The sequence below is a fragment of the Acinetobacter sp. ME22 genome, assembly GCF_022012315.1.
GTDB lineage: Bacteria > Pseudomonadota > Gammaproteobacteria > Pseudomonadales > Moraxellaceae > Acinetobacter > Acinetobacter brisouii_A.
On record NZ_JAKLTL010000013.1, the window covers coordinates 1 to 21,577 of the forward strand.

General features: G+C 37.3%; 18 protein-coding genes. 14 read left to right on the forward strand and 4 right to left on the reverse strand.

What is annotated here, in order from left to right; translation table 11 throughout:
- Window position 1: 1 nt before the first annotated feature.
- The 3 genes from LVY74_RS14655 to LVY74_RS14665 all read right to left on the reverse strand — a co-directional run bounded on the left by LVY74_RS14655 (window position 2) and on the right by LVY74_RS14665 (window position 2,525).
- Window positions 2–457: a hypothetical protein gene (locus LVY74_RS14655; RefSeq protein WP_237815679.1), complete on the reverse strand. Its 456-nt coding sequence runs from the start codon at window positions 455–457 to the stop codon at window positions 2–4.
- Window positions 458–1,583: 1,126 nt separating this feature from the next.
- Window positions 1,584–1,883 carry a hypothetical protein gene (locus tag LVY74_RS14660; RefSeq protein ID WP_237815680.1) on the reverse strand — a complete coding sequence of 100 codons (300 nt, stop codon included), beginning with the start codon at window positions 1,881–1,883 and terminating at the stop codon, window positions 1,584–1,586.
- A 3-nt stretch (window positions 1,884–1,886) separates the two neighbouring features.
- Window positions 1,887–2,525: an AAA family ATPase gene (locus LVY74_RS14665; protein ID WP_237815681.1), complete on the reverse strand. Its 639-nt coding sequence runs from the start codon at window positions 2,523–2,525 to the stop codon at window positions 1,887–1,889.
- A gap of 392 nt (window positions 2,526–2,917) precedes the next feature.
- On the opposite strand from LVY74_RS14665, the gene repM reads away from it, so the two are divergent.
- From repM to LVY74_RS14680, 3 genes are all read left to right on the forward strand, one after another.
- Window positions 2,918–3,856, forward strand: coding sequence for a replication initiation protein RepM (gene repM, locus LVY74_RS14670; RefSeq protein WP_237815682.1), 939 nt, complete (start codon window positions 2,918–2,920; stop codon window positions 3,854–3,856).
- Between the two features lie 1,441 nt (window positions 3,857–5,297).
- Window positions 5,298–6,890, forward strand: coding sequence for a sensor domain-containing diguanylate cyclase (locus LVY74_RS14675; protein ID WP_237815683.1), 1,593 nt, complete (start codon window positions 5,298–5,300; stop codon window positions 6,888–6,890).
- A gap of 190 nt (window positions 6,891–7,080) precedes the next feature.
- On the forward strand, window positions 7,081–9,720 hold the full coding sequence (locus LVY74_RS14680) for an autotransporter outer membrane beta-barrel domain-containing protein (RefSeq protein WP_237815684.1): 2,640 nt from the start codon (window positions 7,081–7,083) through the stop codon (window positions 9,718–9,720).
- 98 nt (window positions 9,721–9,818) lie between these two features.
- Here LVY74_RS14680 and LVY74_RS14685 read toward each other — a convergent pair whose 3' ends face one another.
- Window positions 9,819–10,709 carry a LysR family transcriptional regulator gene (locus LVY74_RS14685; protein WP_237815685.1) on the reverse strand — a complete coding sequence of 297 codons (891 nt, stop codon included), beginning with the start codon at window positions 10,707–10,709 and terminating at the stop codon, window positions 9,819–9,821.
- 337 nt (window positions 10,710–11,046) lie between these two features.
- On the opposite strand from LVY74_RS14685, the gene LVY74_RS14690 reads away from it, so the two are divergent.
- From LVY74_RS14690 to LVY74_RS14740, 11 genes are all read left to right on the forward strand, one after another.
- On the forward strand, window positions 11,047–11,274 hold the full coding sequence (locus LVY74_RS14690) for a tautomerase family protein (protein WP_237815686.1): 228 nt from the start codon (window positions 11,047–11,049) through the stop codon (window positions 11,272–11,274).
- Window positions 11,271–12,065: a 2-keto-4-pentenoate hydratase gene (locus LVY74_RS14695; protein WP_237815687.1), complete on the forward strand. Its 795-nt coding sequence runs from the start codon at window positions 11,271–11,273 to the stop codon at window positions 12,063–12,065. The genes LVY74_RS14690 and LVY74_RS14695 overlap by 4 nt, the downstream gene beginning before the upstream one ends.
- On the forward strand, window positions 12,062–12,829 hold the full coding sequence (locus LVY74_RS14700; protein ID WP_237815688.1) for a 2-keto-4-pentenoate hydratase: 768 nt from the start codon (window positions 12,062–12,064) through the stop codon (window positions 12,827–12,829). Before LVY74_RS14695 ends, LVY74_RS14700 begins: the two co-directional genes overlap by 4 nt.
- A 16-nt stretch (window positions 12,830–12,845) precedes the next feature.
- Window positions 12,846–13,796 (forward strand): acetaldehyde dehydrogenase (acetylating), encoded by a 951-nt coding sequence (locus LVY74_RS14705; protein WP_237815689.1) that lies wholly within the window; start codon window positions 12,846–12,848, stop codon window positions 13,794–13,796.
- A gap of 13 nt (window positions 13,797–13,809) precedes the next feature.
- The gene (gene mhpE / locus LVY74_RS14710; protein WP_237815690.1) at window positions 13,810–14,823 is read left to right on the forward strand and encodes a 4-hydroxy-2-oxovalerate aldolase; all 1,014 of its coding nucleotides are present in this window, start codon (window positions 13,810–13,812) and stop codon (window positions 14,821–14,823) included.
- 55 nt (window positions 14,824–14,878) lie between these two features.
- Window positions 14,879–15,475, forward strand: coding sequence for a hypothetical protein (locus LVY74_RS14715; protein ID WP_237815691.1), 597 nt, complete (start codon window positions 14,879–14,881; stop codon window positions 15,473–15,475).
- 465 nt (window positions 15,476–15,940) lie between these two features.
- Window positions 15,941–16,699, forward strand: a complete 759-nt coding sequence (locus LVY74_RS14720) for a hypothetical protein (protein WP_237815692.1) — start codon at window positions 15,941–15,943, stop codon at window positions 16,697–16,699.
- The gene (locus LVY74_RS14725; protein WP_237815693.1) at window positions 16,696–17,601 is read left to right on the forward strand and encodes a hypothetical protein; all 906 of its coding nucleotides are present in this window, start codon (window positions 16,696–16,698) and stop codon (window positions 17,599–17,601) included. The genes LVY74_RS14720 and LVY74_RS14725 overlap by 4 nt, the downstream gene beginning before the upstream one ends.
- Window positions 17,588–18,838: a glycosyltransferase family 2 protein gene (locus LVY74_RS14730; RefSeq protein ID WP_237815694.1), complete on the forward strand. Its 1,251-nt coding sequence runs from the start codon at window positions 17,588–17,590 to the stop codon at window positions 18,836–18,838. The genes LVY74_RS14725 and LVY74_RS14730 overlap by 14 nt, the downstream gene beginning before the upstream one ends.
- Window positions 18,838–20,676 carry a cellulose biosynthesis cyclic di-GMP-binding regulatory protein BcsB gene (locus LVY74_RS14735; RefSeq protein ID WP_237815695.1) on the forward strand — a complete coding sequence of 613 codons (1,839 nt, stop codon included), beginning with the start codon at window positions 18,838–18,840 and terminating at the stop codon, window positions 20,674–20,676. The genes LVY74_RS14730 and LVY74_RS14735 overlap by 1 nt, the downstream gene beginning before the upstream one ends.
- On the forward strand, window positions 20,673–21,554 hold the full coding sequence (locus LVY74_RS14740) for a hypothetical protein (RefSeq protein ID WP_442862805.1): 882 nt from the start codon (window positions 20,673–20,675) through the stop codon (window positions 21,552–21,554). Before LVY74_RS14735 ends, LVY74_RS14740 begins: the two co-directional genes overlap by 4 nt.
- Window positions 21,555–21,577: the final 23 nt, after the last annotated feature.

Consider the following 21,577-nt stretch of genomic DNA (forward strand, 5'->3'; position numbering starts at 1 on the left):
GTTAAAAAAGCAAAGATCTAATTTTTAACAATAGATACCCAGAAATTGCACCAACAACAAAACCTAATAAAATGATGTAGAAGTACCAAAGGTCAAAATGGAAAGTTCGATCAAGAATTAGATTAAAAACAAGAATGCCTAGCCCAGACAACCCGCCTAACATGCTGCTTAGTAGGATAATATTCTTGGTTTTCTTCAGCTTTGGTAAAACAGATAGGTTCATAATGAAACTATAAATGATTGATTGAACTCCAGAAAAAAATACAGTCCCTAATAAGAGTAAGGCAAAAGTTCTAGCATAGATAATACCCTCAATTGTTGAATTATTAGGGTGTTGTAGAAGAATAGAAATAGCAAAAACAAGGAATAATAAGAGTGCCGATACAATTAATGGAATAAAAAAACCAAGCACAATACACAATACATTTTTTACGAATATCATTAACTTTTCCGCCATAGAATTTACATATTTAATGAAACTAAAGTACATGTATTTTAGTTTCATTTTTAATTTAAAAAAATCATATAATTACTGTTTTATATAACTTTTCTATTTAATATTTTCAATAAATTTATTTCTTCATTGTATTCAATATCTTCAATTAATATATACTTGGTCTTTGAGCTTATTCTAAAAATTAAGAATTGTGAGATGTGGTCGTATTCCAATCGTACTATCGCCTGTGTGCGAGCAGCTTGCAATAGTGGTATTTATTTTGGTCTAGAGAGTCTTGCGCACCAGTCAAGATATCAAACTCAATATTGCAAATACCCTGTATCCTTTCAGCACATTTTTTATCTTTGATGATGAGGTTAGTAAGCTGCTTAGAAAAGAATCTATTTAGTAGTGCAGGGCTTGCATCTAGTATGTTGTTCGATCCATCTACTGGAAAAGTCTTATATAGTTGTTTTATTAAGGTATCGGACTTTGTGTAGCATGCGTTAGCTGAAGCGATGGTTGGTACAAGAAATATGCAGCTAATAAGAATTTTAAAGGTCATAGTGATTATTCTTTATCAGAGTGGTTTGCTTGTATAAGTATTTGGAGAAAATAACAAATTTGCAAAAATAAATATATAAAAATATTAATAAATATTTTTATGATTTAATTTACAAAATTAAAAAACAACTTAAATAAATGTTTAATACATGTATTAAATTTTTTAAAATAAGATTTTAAAAAGTGTATTAGTTCAAATCTGATCAGACATTTATTTTGAATAAAGGGAAATTTACCTATTTTGATAAATGGTGTGGAATCTCAATCAAATAAAGAAAACTTTCTCATGTTGCATACTAACAATCAAATACAAAGTGGGCTTACTCAATTTAGAGAACTTTAAAAAGAGACTGAGAGCTTTAAAGGGCAAAGTGGCTAAAAATAAAATGAGTTAAATGATCATCAAATTGCTGCGCTTGAGCGCATAGAAACACTATTTAATGGGAAGCGAATTCGGGCTAAGAAGAATTTAGCTCAAATTCAACCTAACAGACACACTAAAAAATAGCTAACTGTCAGATCAAATTTGAACGAGTACAATTTATGCAAAACAATGATTATACAAAATTATTTACAGGCTGTTTTATTTAGAATTTTTATTAATGAGGTTCTGAAACTCTTCAGGGGTCTGTCCAGCTAATGATTCTAAAGCTATTCTCACAATACTTGATCGATTCACACGTGCATTATTACTCTTAACAATAAGCTCATCAATAAGCTGACTTAATTCTTCATTTAATGAAAATGTACAGCGAACAAACTTCTTTTGAGAAATTTCTAAATCTTTAACTCTTTTTTCAGCGCCAGAAATGAAACTTTCAACAAGCTGATCTTGTTCTGAAATTTCTTCAGTTTTCTTTTTCAAACCACTAAGACCTGCCATAAATTACACTCCTAAGAATTCTTGTGCGATGCCTTCAATTTCCGCTTTTGCTTTAGGGTCACTTGTTACTTCAAATACTGAAAGACCATTTTCATCAGCATCATCATAAACATTTCGATTTGTGGTTATTTGATCTAATGCTTTTATGCCAAAAGATAAACATGCGTCCTTTGCATCTAAAATACGTTGAACCTGTGATGGTAAAGTTGGACATTGAGTAATAATAGCCCGTGCATTTAAATCAGGATTTACTGCCTTTGCTAATTTTAACACTTGTTCCATATGATCTAATGTCTTTAAATCTCTACGTTTTGGTCTAAATGGAAGTAGCATATGTGTTGCTATTGTCATTGCTGAACGTAATGCTTCAGAATCCTGTCCACCAGCATCAATCACAATGTCTTGGTATCTTTTTGCTAAATCTTTTAAAACAAGACGAATATTTCCTGATGCTTGAACCGATGGAATATTTTTCAATTCTTCATTGTCATCTCGCTCTTTGATCCAGTCTGTCGTTGTTCCTTGAGGATCTGCATCTAATAAAAGCACATCTCTATTTTTTCTTTGCAAATAAACGCTCAAGTTTTGGGCAAGACAGCTTTTTCCAGCTCCACCTTTTTCACCACCAACTAAAACAATCATAAGTTATGTAAGTTACGTAATTTTATTGCTAGTAATGTATAAGTTTTTATCAATTCAATCAACTATAAATAGGAAAATAAGTTTTTTTATTAAGTTATCCACAAGCAAATCTCTTTTTTAAATTTATATTTTATTTATTTTTATATTTATAGATCCGCTGTAAAGCTTACAAGATATAGCTTTCAGAGAATATATATGGACAAATTCCTGTCATTATATGGACAAATTCCTGTCATTATATGGACAAATTCCGTGATTCAAAGTGACAAATTCCTGTCATTATATGGACAGATTCCTGACATATATGGACAGATTCCTGACATAGAAAAGCTTCCATTTATGGACATTAGTTGGTATTGTCCACAAATAGTGTTTTCATTATGAGTCATGATATGGCAAATGTAATTTATAAAGATAATAATTTAATTGAAGCGTCGTACTCTTTAAACTTATCTGAACAACGCTTAATTCTAATTGCAATTATTGCGGCAAGGGATATTGAAAAGGATCTTAGCTCAGATACTGTTTTGACAATTCATGCTTCTGAATATATGAAGCACTTCAATTTAGGTCGCCAATCAGCGTATGAGGCCCTACAGACCGCATGTGACAATCTATTTGAGCGTAGGCTTACCTATAAAGCTATAGACCCTCTAACAGGGAAACCAGCGATTTATAAAAGCCGTTGGGTCTCTAAAGTTGGGTATGTCAAAGAAGCTGCTTGCGCTCAGCTTGTATTTACACAAGATATTTTACAATTATTTGTCAAGCTCGAAGAAAAATTCACGCGCTATGAATTAAAACAAATTTCGCAACTATCAAGTGTCTATGCTATACGCCTATATGAATTATTGATTAGATGGAAAGGAAAAGGAAAATTATATATTAGTATTCTTCAGTTAAGAGAAAAGCTAGGTCTACTCGAAAATGAATATAAGGTAATGGGAGACTTTAAGAAGCGTGTGCTTACAGTTGCAATAGACCAAATTAATAAATTTACAGATATTGATGTGAATTATGTTCAAAGAAAAGAAGGACGAACAATTACACATATAGAATTCTCATTTGATTTTAAAGTCGATCTAAATTTAAACTTAAATGAAATTGTGCTAGAGCCAAGTTACTTACTGACTCCAAAGCAGAGTATTTTTTTTGCAAATAAACTATGTGACTTAACCTTATACCCAAAATTTGGAGCGAAGTATGCGAATGTTGGTGAGTCAATAGATGACTTTCGTGAAAGAATAGCTTGCGAGCTTCAGGAGCAGCAAAATGTAAAAAAATATTATCAGTATTTATTAGAAGTTGGTTTCAAAGAAAAATTTAAATGATTTATTTCTCATAACTCACATAAGTTAAGTAACTTTATTACTTATGAAAGTAATCGCCTTTCAATAATTACTGGACGGCTGATATAGCAATAAAGCATTCAGCTTGACGGCCATATGTGGACAGATTCCTGACGGCTTGATAATTCTCATAACTTACGTAAGTTAAGTAACTTCATCACTTGTAAAAGTAATTCCCTTTCAATGATTACTGGACGGCAGATATGACAATAAAACATTCAGCTTGAGGGCAATATGTGGACGGATTCCTGACAAACTTAAATTTCTCATAACTTACATAAGTTAAATAACTTCATTACTTATGAAATTAATTGTCTTGATATGGTGTTTAGACGGCTAATGTGATGCTAAAGTATTCAATTGAAAGAAAATATGTGGACGAATTCCTGACAAGCTTAATTTTTTCACAACTTACATAAGTTAAATAACTTCATTACTTATGAAAGTAATTGCCTTGATATGGTGTTTAGACGGCTAATGTAATGCTAAAGTATTGAATTGGGCGGCCATATGTGGACGAATTCCTGACAAGCTTAATTTTTTCATAACTTACATAAGTTAAATAACTTTATCACTTATGAAAGTAATTGCCTTGATATGGTGTTTAGACGGCTAATGTGATGCTAAAGTATTCAATTGGGCGGCCATATGTGGACGAATTCCTGACAAGCTTGCTTTTTTCATAACTTGCGTAAGTTATGTAATTTTATTGTTTATGATACCAAAAATATTGTCAGATTATTGCAGACCAACAAGTATATGTGGTGATTCTCACCAAAAAATGCTGAACTTCGGAAAGATACCAAGACCAGATCGCTAGGGTGAAATGAATGACTCCTAACAGTTAATGCTTATGTTCTCATCACTGCAATTTGATAGAAATCAGACGTATTGCATCAAATTATTAGCTGAGAGAAGCTTCCAAAGCCTCAGTCAATAAGATTCATACATCTTAGCAGTATGAAATCAATTGTATGATTTCAAACTATTTAAACGTTATTTAAACAAAATTTCTGCTCGTGCTTTTATCCTTGTAGATAAGGGTTCTCAGGGTATTGTGGCTGTGTCTCTGAATATTTTATTACCGTTAAAAGCCAAAAGGTGCTGTAAATTGCATCCTGAATTTAAAAATTACAACTGAAAAATCAATAAAAGAAGAATTGAAATTGAGTGTATATTTGGCAATCTCAAAACTTTTAAGATTCTTGCTGGACATTATTTGAGATCGAGGTTTAATGAATTGCTAGAATTTACAATAGAGTCTTGAGTAAAAACTAACTTATGAAATGATCTTTATACTTGTCTTAAAATAAATTTACATTAAATTTGTGACTAATTTCTCATTATATCTAAAATATGAAAACTACGAGATTAGATTATTTTGATTCTCATTATTTTTTAGCTTTATAATAATTTTTTAAAGATGAATATTATTAGATTAAGAATGTGGCTAAGAAAAACGATTTACTCTCTGAACCTTGATCTCAGAAAACTCATTTTATGTTTAGCAGCATTTAGTGTGTTTAGTTTATTTTTAGTTTCAATTTTAGTCAGTTATTATGTTCAAAAGAAAGAGCTGATTCAAAACTCCTTATCAGTGAATTTAGAATATGCTTCAAAAATTGCCAATGGAACTAATAGTCATTTTATGATTATGCAACGTGAATTGGCTTATAGTGCAAAAATATTATCAGAAAATTTTCAAGATTCAAAAAAACGTCAAGCGGAAGTTGATCGATTAAAATATCAATCTAATTATTTCAATAGTGTGATTATTGGAAATGAGTCAGGAAATTTTGTGAGTTATTCACCATATAGTTTAAATCTTGATACTCGTGTAGTGAATCAAACATTAGGTGTTAAATTATCATTAGCGAAAAAATCAGCTGTGATTACACCACCATATTATTCTGTCACTAAAAACTTAGTTGTATTTATCTCACAGCCTATTTTTAACCAAAAACATCAATATCTTGGATTTGTTGGGGCAACAATTTACTTAAAACAAGACAATATTTTGAGCCAGATGCTTGCAAGTCAATATGGTTACAAAAAAAATTATATGTATGTCATGGACAGTTCAAGACGAATTATTTTTCATCCTGATGCAAAACGCATTGGTAATATTGTAAAAAATAATACGGGTCTTGATGTAATGACTCAAAATAAACAGGGTCAAATCCGCTTGGTGAATAGCCTTGGTATTGATAATTTAGCTGGATTTTCCAGAATTCCTGTTACCAATTGGATTGTGGTTTCACAGCAGCCAACACATGAATTACTCGATCAGGCTAATCAAATTATTTATAAAATTTTATTTGCAATGCTAATATTCTATCTTTTAATTTTCTTTTTTATCTGGCGTATTTCTTATTTGATTTCTAACCCACTTTCAGATTTAGCCAAAATGGCAAGTAATTTAAATCATCCTGAAATAGATGAAAAAATTCAGAAAGTAGAGCCGTGGTTTGTTGAAGTACTCAAGTTTAAAATGTCTTTATTATTAAGCTCACAGTATTTTAAAGAAACTATTTCTGAGCTTAATCATCATGTTAATACTGACCCATTAACTGGTTTATATAATCGTCGTGGTATGGATTTTTTTATTAAAGAGCTGGTAAAAACTAATACAGAATTTTCCGTAATTTTTATTGATATTGATCATTTTAAACGCATTAATGATAGCTTTGGGCATGATAAAGGTGACGTTGTATTGAAAGAATTGGCTGCTCATATTAAAGCCAGTTTCCGTAGTGATGATGTTTGTTGCCGAATTGGGGGGGAAGAATTTGTCGTACTTTCACCAATTTTTGATGTGGATCTTGCTTATTCATTGGCAGAAAATTTAAGAAAGAAACTCGCCAATCAGTCAATGGAGATGATAGGTACTGTTACAGTGTCAATAGGCATTGCTTACTGGCCATCCAGCTCGAAAGATGTAGAAACTGTTTTTAAAATAGCTGATGAAAACCTGTATCGTGCCAAAAATGAAGGGCGTAACTGCATTCGTATGTAATCAGGTATGGGGAATGAATCCGCAAAAGTTGTATTTTATTTTAATAATATGTTGAATAATATATTGTTTCAAAATATATCACATAACTTTAAAAAAACGTTAACTAGTTGACATTATTCAATTAAATACTAATATCGCGCAGTTACAAATAAATATCATTTCTGCATACATTATGCATAAAGGGGTCTGCGTGAATAAAGTCTACAATATCGTTTGGTGTGCAGCAAAATGTTGCTTTCAGGTATGTTCTGAATTAGGAAAAAATGGTTCAGGTGCTAGTAACACCCAAGTGAAAAAAGATCAACGCAGCATTTTAGGTGATTCTAAGATTTCTGCGGTCTTGGGATCAGCTTTGCTTGGTTGTACATTCTCTACGATTTCTTTGCATACAAATGCAGCAAGTTGTCCCACAACAATTAGTTCAGCAATGACAGCATCATGTAGCGTGAGTAGTGGGTCAAGTGTCACCGTCACGAATGCAGGTTCAATTAATATCACAACAGGCTCACCTATTTTAGTGACTGGAACAAGTGCAACTTCCGTGACCAACGATGGAACACTTGTGACCAATGATGGACGTGGTATTCGTGTTGAAAATGGTGGTTCTGTGAGTGATGGTATTGTCAACACAGGCACAATCAATGCAGCTGGACATGGTATTGAAGTTTTCAACGGCTCAACTGTCAGTGCAGGTACGACGGTAAATGGCGCAGCAATCTATAACTCAGGAAGTGTTGTCAGCACGAGTGATGCATGGGGTGATGAAGCAGCTTTGCGTATACAAAAAGCATCAACAATTAATGGTGATATCCTCAATGATACAACAGGCTATATGAGTGGTGATATTGCTGGAATTTATATCAGTGATGCAAGCACAACAGTAAATGGCGATATTATCAACAATGGTGAAATTTATGGTGGTACTACTGGTGTTTTAGTTAGTGCCAGTACTGTAAATGGTGCAATTCTTAATAATGGAATTATTTCAGGGAATTCATATGGTATTTACAATACTGGAAGCCTTGTAGATGGCATTAATAATACAGGAACAATTTCATCAAGTAGTACAGGTGTTTACAATGCTGGTTTGCTAGGCTCTTTGATCAATAGTGGTACGATCACGGGTTCAAGTTATGCAATTTACAATGCTGGAACAGTCAGTTCATCAATTGATAACTATGGTGTGCTAAATGGCAATGTGGTTTTGGGAGCTGCAACCCTCAATTTGCTTTCAAGTACAACAGCAATCACCACACAACCTGAAGTGCATGGTGATATCTCAGGGGATAGCTCTGGGAATTCAGTGATCAATGTTGGTTCAGCGAGCGATGCGACAATTTTTACTACAGATGGTAATGCCAATGTAGGCACGATCAATATTGCTTCTGGAAGTACCTTAGCCTTATCTGATGGTAATAGTTGGTATGCTTCAGGAGATTTTACAAACAACGGTACAATTACTCTCGCTGATACAACAACAAGTAACGTAACTGTTGGAGCTGGAGGTACATTTACAAATGCAGGAACAATTGATTTAACAAGTAATGCTGTTGCTGGAGATACATTCACAGTTAATGGAAACTATGTTGGTAATAATGGTAGTTTATTACTTGATAGCGTATTAGGTGATGATGCTTCACTAACTGATAAATTAGTGATTACAGGTGATGCGTCAGGTACAACCTACGTGACCGTGACAAATTTGGGTGGTTCGGGATCACAAACGGTTGAAGGTCTGGAAGTGATTGAAGTTGATGGTACATCAACCGCCAATGCTTTTGTTCAAAATGGCCGTATTGTTGCTGGTGCTTATGAATATTCATTAGTTCAAGGAAATACAAGTGGTACGGATACTGAAAGTTGGTATCTCAGCAGTAAAAATACATCTGCAACACAAACATTACGCCCTGAGGCTGGATCTTATTTAGCAAATCTAGCTGCTGCAAATACATTATTTGAGATCAATCTACAAGATCGTTTTGCCGCCAGCAAAACAAATTCGCAAACAGTGTGGATCAAAGGCACTACAGACCGTACCAAATTTAAAGATACAACAGGGCAAATTTCAACTCAAACAAACCAATCTACAGTTCAGTTGGGTGTTGATCTAGTCCAGTTGGACAACAGTCAAGATCAACATTTTGCAGCAGGTTTAATGACAGGTTATGGTAAAGCAACCAGTGATAGTCATTCATCTATAAGTGGTTATCAATCTACAGGAACTGTAGATGGCTATAATATTGGTGTTTATGCAACACTGTCTGGAGATCAAGCCAATCAGTCAAATTTTTATGTTGATGGCTGGGCATTGTGGAATAGTTTGAATGCACGTGTAAATGGTACAAGTCTGGTCGAAGAAAAATATAATCTTTCAGGCATGTCAGCTTCATTAGAAACAGGATATGCCTTTAAAGTTGCCTCTAACCTAGCCTATGCGTATTTTATTCAGCCAAAAGCACAGTTAATCTGGTCAGGAATTGATGCTGATGAGCATACTGAAACGAATGGAACAAAAGTTGTAGGAAATGCCAATAACTTGCAGTCAAGTATCGGTTTAAAAGCTTATATGGCAAATTCTTCTACTGCTCAGGCTGCAACATTGCAACCATTTGTAGAAATGAATTGGTTGCATAATAGTCACCCTTACGCAATTAGTATGGATGATGGTCAAGTTGAGCAAGATGGCTCAAAAAATATTGCTGAGTTTAAACTGGGTGTAAATGGTCAGATTAGCCCAAATGCAGGCGTATGGCTCAATGCAACCTCTCAGCTTGGTAGTAATGACTATCGTAACTATGGTGTAAAAGTTGGATTTAAATATTCTTTCTAAGCCTAGTTAAAAATTTCTATTTTTTGCCCTTCAAGTTAGGTATCTGATTTGAAGGGTTTTTATATTCTATTTTATTCATATTTATGCGGATTCTGAGTCTAAAAACTGCGGCGCATCTCACGGATTAAATTCAGAAAAGCAGTTAAAATGATTGAGTCGTGATCTTTTAAGTACAAACAACTGAGTTCAATGTCTTGTAATTCTAGTGATCGTAATGGCCGATAGACAATACCTGGTAAACGTAAATTGGATGCTGACTCAGTGGTAATACATAAACCAAAACGGCTAGCCACGAGTGCCATTGAGGTCATGACATCATCAACTGCTTGTTCTATACGTAATTTGACACCTTCTTGTTGAAAGGCCTGACTAATCACTTGCATCATGCCGTGCATTGGCGCATTTGGGTACATAATCATTGGTTGATTGTCGAGATCCGCCAAAGTAATCACCTCTTTTTCACAAAGAGGATGTCCTTCATACAACGCCACGATATACGGTTCACGACGTACCCATTCCACAGCAATATCAGGTTCTTTGGGCACTAAGCGATTAAATCCAATTAAAATCCGCTGGTCGCGAAGTGCGGCGATTTGTTCGGCTTTCCCCATAGAGTGCAAATGAATTTTGACTTCAGGGCGCTGTACGTGAAATGCCCCAAGCAACTGCGGAATAATATTCAGAATGCCTGAACTAAAAATGCCGACATCAAGCTGTCCAATAAAACCCTGACTCGCTAAACGGACTTGCTCACTGGCATCTTGAGCAAGCGATAAAATATGCCGTGCTTTGATTAAAAATAGCTCTCCTGCGGGTGTGAGCACTGCACCTTTGCTATTACGTAAAAACAGTTCAGCATTGAGTTCCTGTTCTAAAGCTTGAATATTGCGGGTTAAGGGTGGCTGAGTAATATGCAAACGCTCGGCTGCACGCCCAAAATTTTGCTCTTCCGCCAGCGCTATAAAGTAACGCATCTGTTTTAAGTCCATATGCTTTCTTCCTTGAAATTAATACTTAAAAAATGATGATATGAATCTTGTAGATTAATTTAAGTATGATAACTTTCGCATTCTAATGATTTTAATATATCAATAAAAACAGTTAATTATGATTAATATAAAAATAAAAAAATCAATTAAATCGTAAATTAGGTGAATTTAAAAATCAAAACCAATACTTTTTTAGTATCAAATACTGGCTAAAAAAGCATTGGATGTCAATTCAGGTTCAGCGCATTCTTGACTATAACAAGAACAGCGATTCGACAATATTCAGAATAATGTCCGATTTTGATATGGAACAGTCGCAATTTGAGAGGGATACCTTATGCCAATTGTTCATATTTCACTGGTCGAAGGCCGAGATAGTGCCAAAGTCAAAGCCTGCGTCAAAGCCGTGGCGCAAACGGTCGCTGAAACTTTAGATGCACCTTTAGAGTCCATTCGTGTCTATGCGACCAGTACACCTGCTGCACATTGGGCTGTCGGTGGAAAAACCAAAGATGAAATGCAGGTTAAAGCCGTGGTTACAGAAGCAGAAGGAGCCGAAGCATGAGTACTGCACGTCTACAAGCGGCTGCCGATGCTTTGTATCAGGCTGAGCAGACAGGCAATGCGATTGAACCTCTGCATCGACAATGGGCCGATTTAAGTTTAGATGAAGCATATCAAATTCAAGCGATTAACACTGAACGTCAGCTGGCTCAAGGCGCACGTCGAGTGGGATGCAAAATCGGTTTAACTTCTGTGATTGTGCAGCAGCAATTGGGCGTTGACCAGCCTGATTTTGGAATTTTGTTTGACCATATGAGTTATGGAGATTCTGATCCAATTCCAACCGATATTTTGGCTCAGCCCAAGGTTGAAGCCGAGATTGCCTTTGTATTGAAACAGGATTTGGATATGCCGAATCCGAGTTTACTCGATGTTATGCAGGCAATTGACTATGCCTTACCTGCCTTGGAAATTGTGGGAAGCCGTATTCAGAATTGGGACATCAAAATTACCGATACCATTGCTGACAATGCATCATCGAGCGCCTTTGTGTTGGGAACAACCCCGCGGGCTTTGTCGGAACTCGACTTACGTTTATGTGGCATGGTGATGACCCGTCGTGGTGAACCAGTTTCCACAGGTGCGGGTGCTGCATGCTTGGGACATCCTTTAAATGCAGTGCAGTGGTTGGCTCGAACTATGGTCAGTGTTGGTACACCACTTCGTGCAGGCGAAGTCATTTTATCAGGTGCTTTAGGTGCCATGGTTAGTGTACAGGCAGGTGATGTGATTGAAGCACGTATTCAGGGTTTAGGCAGTGTCCGTGCCGTTTTTTCAGGAGTCTCTGCATGAACAGTATCCATAATTTTGCCAGCTTACTTGACCAAGCTGCACGCCATGCCACAGAAGTTGCACAATTTGACCCGAAAGGCGAACTCAGTTTAGAAGAAGCTTATGAAATCCAAATGGCATCAATTGCTCAGCGTTTAGGACGGGGCGAACAGCGTGTTGGCGTCAAAATGGGGTTTACCAGCCGTGCCAAAATGCAGCAAATGGGCTTGTCCGATGTCATTTGGGGGCGTCTAACCGATGCCATGCAGATTGAAGAAGGTACCAGTATTTCCTTTAAAAATTATGTACATCCGCGCTGTGAACCTGAGTTGGCATTTATTTTAAAGAAACCTTTAATCGGTAATGTCACGGCTGCACAAGCACTCGCTTCAGTGGAAGCCATTGCACCTGCTTTAGAAATTATTGATTCACGTTATGAAAATTTCAAATTCAGTTTGCCTGAGGTGATTGCTGACAATGCATCCTCAAGTGGTTTTGTGATTGGCTCTTGGGCAAGTGCAAAAACTGATTTTAGTAACTTGGGTTTGACTTTAAATATCGATGGTCATGTCAAACATGTCGGTTCTACCGCAGCATTACTGGGACATCCTTTACGTTCTTTGGTGGCGGCGGCACGACTGGCAGCCGCAGCAGGCGAACCCTTACAAGCAGGCTGGATTGTGATGGCGGGTGGTGCAACCGCAGCAGAATGGATTTACCCAAATCAATATGTCTCAGTTGAAATGCAACAACTGGGTAGTGCTGGATTTTACGTGACAGAATAAAAATTAAGGAGCAGATATGGCGAAGAAAGCAAAAGTTGCCATTATTGGATCAGGGAATATTGGCACAGATTTAATGATTAAAATTTTGCGCTATTCACAGCAATTAGAAATGGCGGTGATGGTCGGAATTGACCCTGATTCAGATGGTTTGGCGCGTGCACAACGCATGGGTGTTGCAACCACCCATGAGGGTGTACAAGGCTTAATTAATTCACCTGAATTTCAAGAGATCGAATATGTTTTTGATGCGACCAGTGCCAATGCCCATATTCACAATGAAGCCTTGCTGCGTCAGCATAAGCCAGATATTCGATTGATTGACCTAACCCCAGCCGCACTCGGCCCCTACTGTGTTCCTGTGGTTAATTTGGATGAACATTTAAATACTCACAATGTCAACATGGTGACTTGTGGTGGACAGGCTACGATTCCGATGGTGGCGGCTGTCTCAAAAATTGCCAAAGTTCACTATGCTGAAATCATCGCATCAATTGCCAGTAAATCGGCAGGGCCTGGGACACGTGCCAATATTGATGAATTTACTGAAACCACCAGTCAGGCATTGGAAGTAGTCGGAGGGGCAGGTAAGGGGCGTGCCATTATTATCATGAACCCTGCTGAACCACCGCTCATGATGCGTGACACGGTGTATGTCCTGAGTGAATTGGCCGATCAGCAAGAGATTGCTGACAGTATTCAGAAGATGGTGGCTGCAGTTCAGAATTATGTGAAAGGTTACCGCTTAAAACAGCAGATTCAGTTTGAAGTGATTCCTGAAGATGCACCCTTACATATTGCAGGTTATGGCACATTCAGTGGTTTGAAGACCGCCATCTTTTTAGAAGTTGAAGGTGCAGCACATTATTTACCTGCCTATGCAGGCAACCTCGACATTATGACCTCAGCGGCACTGGCAACGGCCGAACGTATGGCTTTGGCACAGCAACCACAGGCGGTACTGGGTTAACAGGAGTTCAATCATGGATGTTCAAAATAAAAAACTATATATCTCGGATGTGACCTTGCGGGATGGCATGCATGCGATTCGCCATCAATACAGTTTAGATCAGGTGCAGGCGATTGCTCAGGCATTGGATATGGCACGTGTTGATTCAATCGAGATTGCCCATGGCGATGGCTTGCAAGGTTCAAGTTTTAACTATGGTTTTGCTGCACATACTGATTTGGAATGGATTGAAGCTGCCGCAGATGTTGTGCAGCATGCTCAAATTGCCACATTACTGATTCCCGGAATTGGCACCATTCACGATCTTAAAAATGCCTATCAGGCGGGTGCGCGTGTGGTTCGAGTGGCAACGCACTGTACCGAAGCTGATGTTTCCAAACAGCATATTGAATATGCAAGAAACCTCGGCATGGACAGTGTTGGTTTCCTGATGATGAGTCATATGCAAACCCCGCAAGGTCTGGCACAGCAAGCCAAACTGATGGAAAGCTACGGAGCAAGCTGCATTTATGTGGTGGACTCTGGCGGGGCGATGAACATGCAGGATATTCGTGACCGTTTCCGAGCCGTCAAAGATGTCCTGAATCCTGAAACCCAAACAGGCATTCATGCCCATCACAATCTGAGTTTAGGCGTTGCCAATTCGATAGTTGCTGTTGAAGAAGGCTGTGACCGAATTGATGCCAGTCTGGCAGGAATGGGCGCAGGCGCAGGCAATGCACCTTTGGAGGTTTTCATTGCGGCAGCAGACAAACTTGGTTGGCAACATGGCACAGATTTATATGCCCTGATGGATGCTGCGGATGATCTGGTGCGCCCATTGCAAGACCGACCTGTACGAGTCGATCGGGAAACATTAGCGCTTGGCTACGCAGGTGTTTACTCGAGTTTCTTACGTCACGCAGAACGTGCAGCAAGTCGTTATGACTTAAAAACAGTCGATATTTTGGTTGAACTCGGAAAACGCCGCATGGTGGGTGGTCAAGAAGACATGATTGTGGATGTTGCCTTGGATCTATTGGCTTAAATTCCCCGCAATTACTACACCATAAAACAAAGAAATAAATGCATGGAGCACAAGGATGAATATTTTAATTATACAAATTTTACTGACCATCACCAGTTTGGGTTATAGCCTGATTCCGCTGATTTTTGACAGTAACTCGACCCACATGACCAATCCACTTTGGGTACCACATGCACGTTTCCATGTGGTTTGGCAGGTGTACAGTTTTGTCGGATTTGCATTGTTGGCGCTCTGGATGATCTGGTTTGCAGACTTTCCGCAACACTTATGGGTCGCTGCAATTATGTCCGCAGTTGCTTATGGCGGTTTCTTTGTTGCGGTATTTGCGCGCAATTTATATGGCGGTGCAACTTATGATGACAATGGTGTTTTGCCATGGCGCCCACCTGTTTTGGGTCGTTGGTTTGCCTTTGAAGTCAACATTACTTTGTTTAGTTCGACGGTGATTATCTTGATCATGGCAGTTTTGGGCTTAATGCTGCCAACAGGTGATCATGATCAAGGTGTTGTGACGGTTCTTTGGAGCATTATGTACGTGCTGTTCGGATTGCTTATGGTGACATTGGTACTGTTCGTTGGCGGATTTGTGGTTGGTCGCAGTAAAAAATCAGCCAGTAATGCTGAAATGGCGACAGTAAAAAATGAACTCTAAGATGTTCCAAATATGAAAATTGCCTCAATCTGAGGCAATTTTTTTATGCAATGATTCGCTTAGAACAATTTATCCATGATTAAGGTGAGCATATACGGATGTTTGCATAAACCACTTGTAACACCCGCTGATCATCATTTGCACAGAATGAAGTTAGCCATGCTGTTTGGCACTTTTTCTGACAAAACTCATCTTGTAAAGTCAGCATAGGCATATCTAAAAGCTATCTGGCATAGTCAAATGCAGCGCATCAATATTCTGTTCAAAAATAGCTGCTCACTATGTTGTTCAAATGCTGAAATTTCTGGAGCAGTGAGCAAGCCACTGTTACAAAGAGAGGCCTGCTAGTATTCATGATTTTTAATGCTCGATGACTTCACTGAATGGCGAGTAAATTAAACTAAAAAATAGATTTTTATCATAAACTATAATACTCTGAACTTAATATGATGATACCTCACGACTATGAATTGGATAAAAAGAACAAACCAATCTATCATCTTCTTACCTATTATGACTGTGATCTACTTAGGATTAATTTCCTATGAATGGTTAAGTACAGGATTTCGAGGAAGTTGGGTACTAATTATTTTAATGGTATTACTGGGCGCATTTCTGCGCTTCAGTGTTGCTTTTATTATTGGAATTTTATCTTTTGTCTTAGTAATTATTTATTTCCTATTTGATTTTAATAACTTTATTTTTAATATTGGTCGGCAATTACTGTTACTTTTTATTTTACCCTTTGCTCCTTTATTTTTAAGTGCGTTCCGAGATATTTTAAGTAGTAGTAATAAAACTGATAAACTACTCGACAGTTATCGTCTTTATCTTTCTAATAATGTTTTGCCGATAGGGACATTTAAATCTACCGAACAGCAAATTCATAAACTTCTAAAATATCAAAAGATAGACGCATATGAAACACTGTATATTAAAATTGGAAATCACCAATTACTGCGTGACATGCTCAATGTTGACGAGTGGAAAGCTGTCCAAAATCAGATTATCGAGATATTACATCAGGAGCATGAGAGTAGTGTTTTGTATTTCACAGATGCACGCATGTCCTTAATTAAAATTATTATTATTCATGTAGCTGAACAAAATGCGACGCCACAAATTTTAGAGCAGCTTTATCAAATTCCAAATTTGAAATTACAAGTTGAGGAAAAGTACTTCACTTTCGAATCATTAAACAATGATACGGGAGAAAATAGATGAGCTATATGATTCAGGTGTGTAGTTTGCTGCTCAATGTGGATCAGATTCCCGATGTTGCCTTACGTCAATTTTATCAACAATATTATCAATGCCCTGTAACACAAGTAGCATCATCTGTATTGAAAACAGATTTACAACCTGAACAAGTGGGTATGTTTTTCCCTGCGGAAAGCTATTGGTGGCCAGTTTTTACGATTGATCAACTTAATTCTGCAAGTTTCAAACGTATTATTCGCCAAAAGATTCGCCCTGGAGTTGTCGTTCCTTATTCGGGGTTTAGTTTAATGATGTACTGGAAAATTAAACAGGCGGTTGATCAGGGAGCAATTCCATTATTCGAGTTTTCTACAGCACGCCCTACAACGTTCTCAAGTCAGGCAGTTATTGCCAGTGCAATTGGAATTCGTCCAATGGGTGTTTATAGTACATCGGGATGGACGCCTATGTTACTTTCACTTCCTCAGGGCTTATATGTGATTGAATCACAGAAAAATCAATTACCATTACCTTCACGAGAAATTCAGGTTGGGCAGCATTATTTTTATAATGCTCGTGCCTATACTGGACAAAATATCGGGATGAATATTATTGTTAATCCACCAAAAGATATTGTGTTAAAAAATATCCGTTATCCTAAATTTGGAATTTCTTGGAGTTTTCATGGTATAGATTTTAATAGTACATCTAATACATTAGAAACCAATGTTGTTGGTCATCTATTGCTTGCCGCGAGTTTAAGCATTGTACCTTTGCATTTGATGCTTTCTACAGAATTTCCAGAAGTTTTAGGTTTATTTGGAACTTCAGCTTCATGGCTATCTTTAATTTTAGGTTTATTATTAATTGTGCTTTTAGTCTCAACAATCATTGTCCGATGGGTGAAACGCCATGACTCCCATTGATATTTGCTTCCTGACAGGGTTTATTGGAATTTGGATTCCACAGGCATACTGGGCGTGGTTAAGTTTTGCAGCTTGGCAATATTCGATTCAATCAAAAAAAGAAAAAGAAGCTTTACCGATTCCTGAACATTGGCCGATGTTGAGTGTTTTGATCCCTGCCTATAATGAAGAAGTTGTCATTGAAGATACATTACGTTCTTTGGCACAACAAGATTATCCTGCAGAAAGTTATGAGGTGTTATTAATTAATGATGGCTCAAAAGACAATACTTTGGCTATTTCTGAAAAGGTAGCTGCCGAATATCCTGTAATTCGAATTATTAATGTTCCGAAAGGGCAAGGCGGAAAAGGGAAATCTAGAACATTAAATAATGGTTTAAAGCATGCCAATGGTGAAATGATTATTGTCTATGATGCCGATAGTACACCTGAACCCGATTGTGTGCGTTTATTGGCTCAGACTTTGATGGCGGATCAATCTTTAATTGCAGTAAATGGCAAGGTGCGAACGCGTAATTGGAAAGATAGTGCATTAAGTACATTTATTGCGATTGAATTTATTTATTTTCAATGGATTTTTCAAGGAGGACGCTGGCATCGTTTTCGGCTATCGACCCTGATGGGAACCAATTATGTAATCTGGCGAGATGCCTTAGATATTTTAGGTGGTTTTGATGAAAAATCATTAGTTGATGACACTGAAATGAGCTTTCGAGTTTTTTTAGGGCAAAAGCGTATTAAATGGGTTCCCTATGCGATTGGCTGGCAGCAAGATCCATCAACGCTTGATATTTTTGTTAAACAACGCTCGCGCTGGACTCAAGGGAATTTTTATGTCACTCGCAAGTATTTACCCATTTCAATTCGTCATCCTTTTCCGATAGGTGTTGAGATTGGTAATAATGTGATGTGTTATATCATGTTTGTTCCAGCACTGTTTCTAAGTCATTTAACGTTAATTATCGGGTTATTGGGTTTAGATGGCACAACGGTTCCTGGGCCTTTTACTGCATTGTTTATTATGTCATTTGTGCTGTACTTGGCTCAGATTTGGTTTACTCTAGCTTTAGAAAAAGCTCCCCGCTCTTTTTATTTCTATGCATTTATTGCGTATTTTAGTTATTCTCAAGTATTCCTTGTGATTGTATTTAAAGCAGCTTGGGACATGCTGCAAAATAAATTAAAAGGTAATGGAATTAACTGGTATAAAACTGAACGACGTAAAGAGAAAAAATAATGAAAATTAAACATTTTAAATATCACTCTTTCGCTTTAGTCTTTGCTGTTGCTTCAGCAATGACATCCTTTGTACAAGCAACCACATGGCAGTTTGATGATTTATCTTCTAAACGCCAAACTATTACAGTACCTTATTATTTTTATGTTGGGCAAGGAGCAGAGTGGCAAGATATTCAGTTTTCTGCTGGCTTTGAAACAGACAATCATGCGACGATTTTCGTAAATTATGATGATAAACCAATTTTTAAATCAAGTTTGGATGATACAGGTCAACTGAGTTTCAAAATTCCAGCCAGCAAATCAGGTTTTCACCGCTTAGATATCTTGGTGCAACAAGAATCGATCTTTAAAAATAACCAGCAAGCCAACAGTTATTGTTTACAACCCACAAGGCAATTTACTTATCTGAATAATATTCAAATCGACTATACGCCTATTCGTTTAACTTACTGGTTGAGTCAGCTACCTGATGCATTATTTAATCCACAGTTACGCCAAGATCATCCGATTATTGCGCAGCTAAAATTTGATCAAAATAGTATTTTAGAAGCTTCAATGCTTGCAAGACTGGCAAACAACTGGAATTTTGCAACACCCATTTACTGGGTCACGCAACCTCCTAAACCAGAAGAACATCGTCCTGTTAACTTTGTTATTGAGATTCAGCATAGCGATGCTGTTTTAAATGCTGCTCAAGTTAAGCTTGCGTCTGAAAACCAACAGCCTGTTTTACGGATTATTTATCACTCACCTCAGCAACTTAATAATGCAATTAATGCACTATTAAATCGTGAATATGCACAACAACTTAATGTTTCTTCAGCAACTTTCGAACATTCGGTACAAGCTCCTAAATGGGCAACTTTACGAAAATTTGAAAACTTAGCCGATTTAGGTATTGCTGATATCCAACTAGATGATAGCTCGAAAACGGTGAGTTTAAATTTCCCCGCAACTTGGCAGCCAACAGATGTTTTACATGGTCAATTGGCTTTACGTTCACAAAGTGGCATGTTACAGGGATCTGTAATTCAAGTTTGGTTAAACGAAAACCTTGCAGGAACTATGAGTTTAGCCAAACTAGATTCAACACCAATTGATCGTCAGTTTGAGTTTATCGGGAAATATACACCAAGTGTCACACATTATAATTTACGTTTAGAAAATGCACAGATTAATAGTGTTGAATGTTTACCTAATGCGAAAGGTGCATTATGGATTGATGCAACGAAATCTAAATTAGATTTTCCTCATCAATATAAAAATGGAGTTGTTGCGATTTCCTCCAGTTTTGTCAGTAATCCAACCATTGCCATTAATCAGCCTGATGCACTTGGTATAGCAATTTATCTTGGGCAAGTTGCAAAAAAAATGTTACTTACAGATGCACCTGTAGCAGTCAACATTACCCAATACAACCCAAACAATCCCAACAAAATTAATGTGATTGTTGACCAACAACAATATCAGCAACAACTTAAAGCCAATACAGATACTTTATATGCTGCAGCAGCGCAGCATGGTTTTTTTGTTAATATGAAAAATGATCAATTTTGGGTCATTACAGACAGTGCTGTTGGTGCTGAACGCTTTATGCAATATTGGGCAACCATTCAAGATCAGATACCAGATAATACGGTCAGTATGTATGTTTCTGAACAAGGTGACATTTCTGTCTTAAAACAAATGGTGGTCGATAACCAACCTCTCCCTGTGATTCGTCAATATTCATTAATGTTAATGATTGCAATTGGTGTGGTATTTGCTGCTTTTGTATTGATCTTATGGGTGTGGTACAGAAATCGCAAAAAATTTCAAAAGTCTGATCAAGAATGAAATTGTGGAAACTTTTAATTTTTAGTCTATTTAGTTTAGCTATTGTATGTACAGTTATTTTTGGCCCCATTGTAACGATGGCTCGCCCAGAAACACCACATGCTCCTGCTCAATTAGAAGGTATTTTTTGGCAGCCCGATCAACTAAGTTCAGCGGATGGTGCATGGGATTTATTGGGAATTAATACTTTGGTCACGCAATGGTCTGTGGTCGATGGTAAGGCATGGATGCCTATTGCAAACTTGGAAACATGGTCAGACTTACCCAATTGGCAAAAAATTCAGCGTCAAGCATGGGCAAAACATATTGTTCTTGGACTAGCAGGTTCTTATCAGGAACCTTATGCACGTGGGAATCTCAATCTTTTGGTTGAGCAATCGCAGCAAGTCATCAAATATCAAGATCAGGTCAAAGCCTCCGACTATTATTTTCCTGTAGAAGCCGATCCATCATGGAGTGGAGTATATGAGTTAGGCTTAATCCTTGCTGACTTTAACCGACCCGTTTGGATCAGTATTTATAGCGCTGATCCACAGGCAAATGATCTAGATTTGTGGCTAGCTGACTGGTTACCACAAAATGCTAAGGTATTTTTTCAAGATGGTGTGGGGGTTGGGACACGTTCACCACAGCAAGCTGCTCAAATATATCAGCGTCTGATACAACGTTTTGGTCAAAATCGTGTTGTGATTATTCTAGAAGCTTTTCGGCGTAAAAATAATGGAGCATTTCGAGCGGCTTATCCATGGGAGATCGTAGCGCAATTGAAAGCCTATGAAGGACAGAGAGTTTATATCTTTGATGGACCACATTATATGAATCGAGCTAGCGTATATTGGTTATATCTGTGGATGCATTTACATTATACCAAGCTATAAAGTTGATGAACTTTATAGCTGGT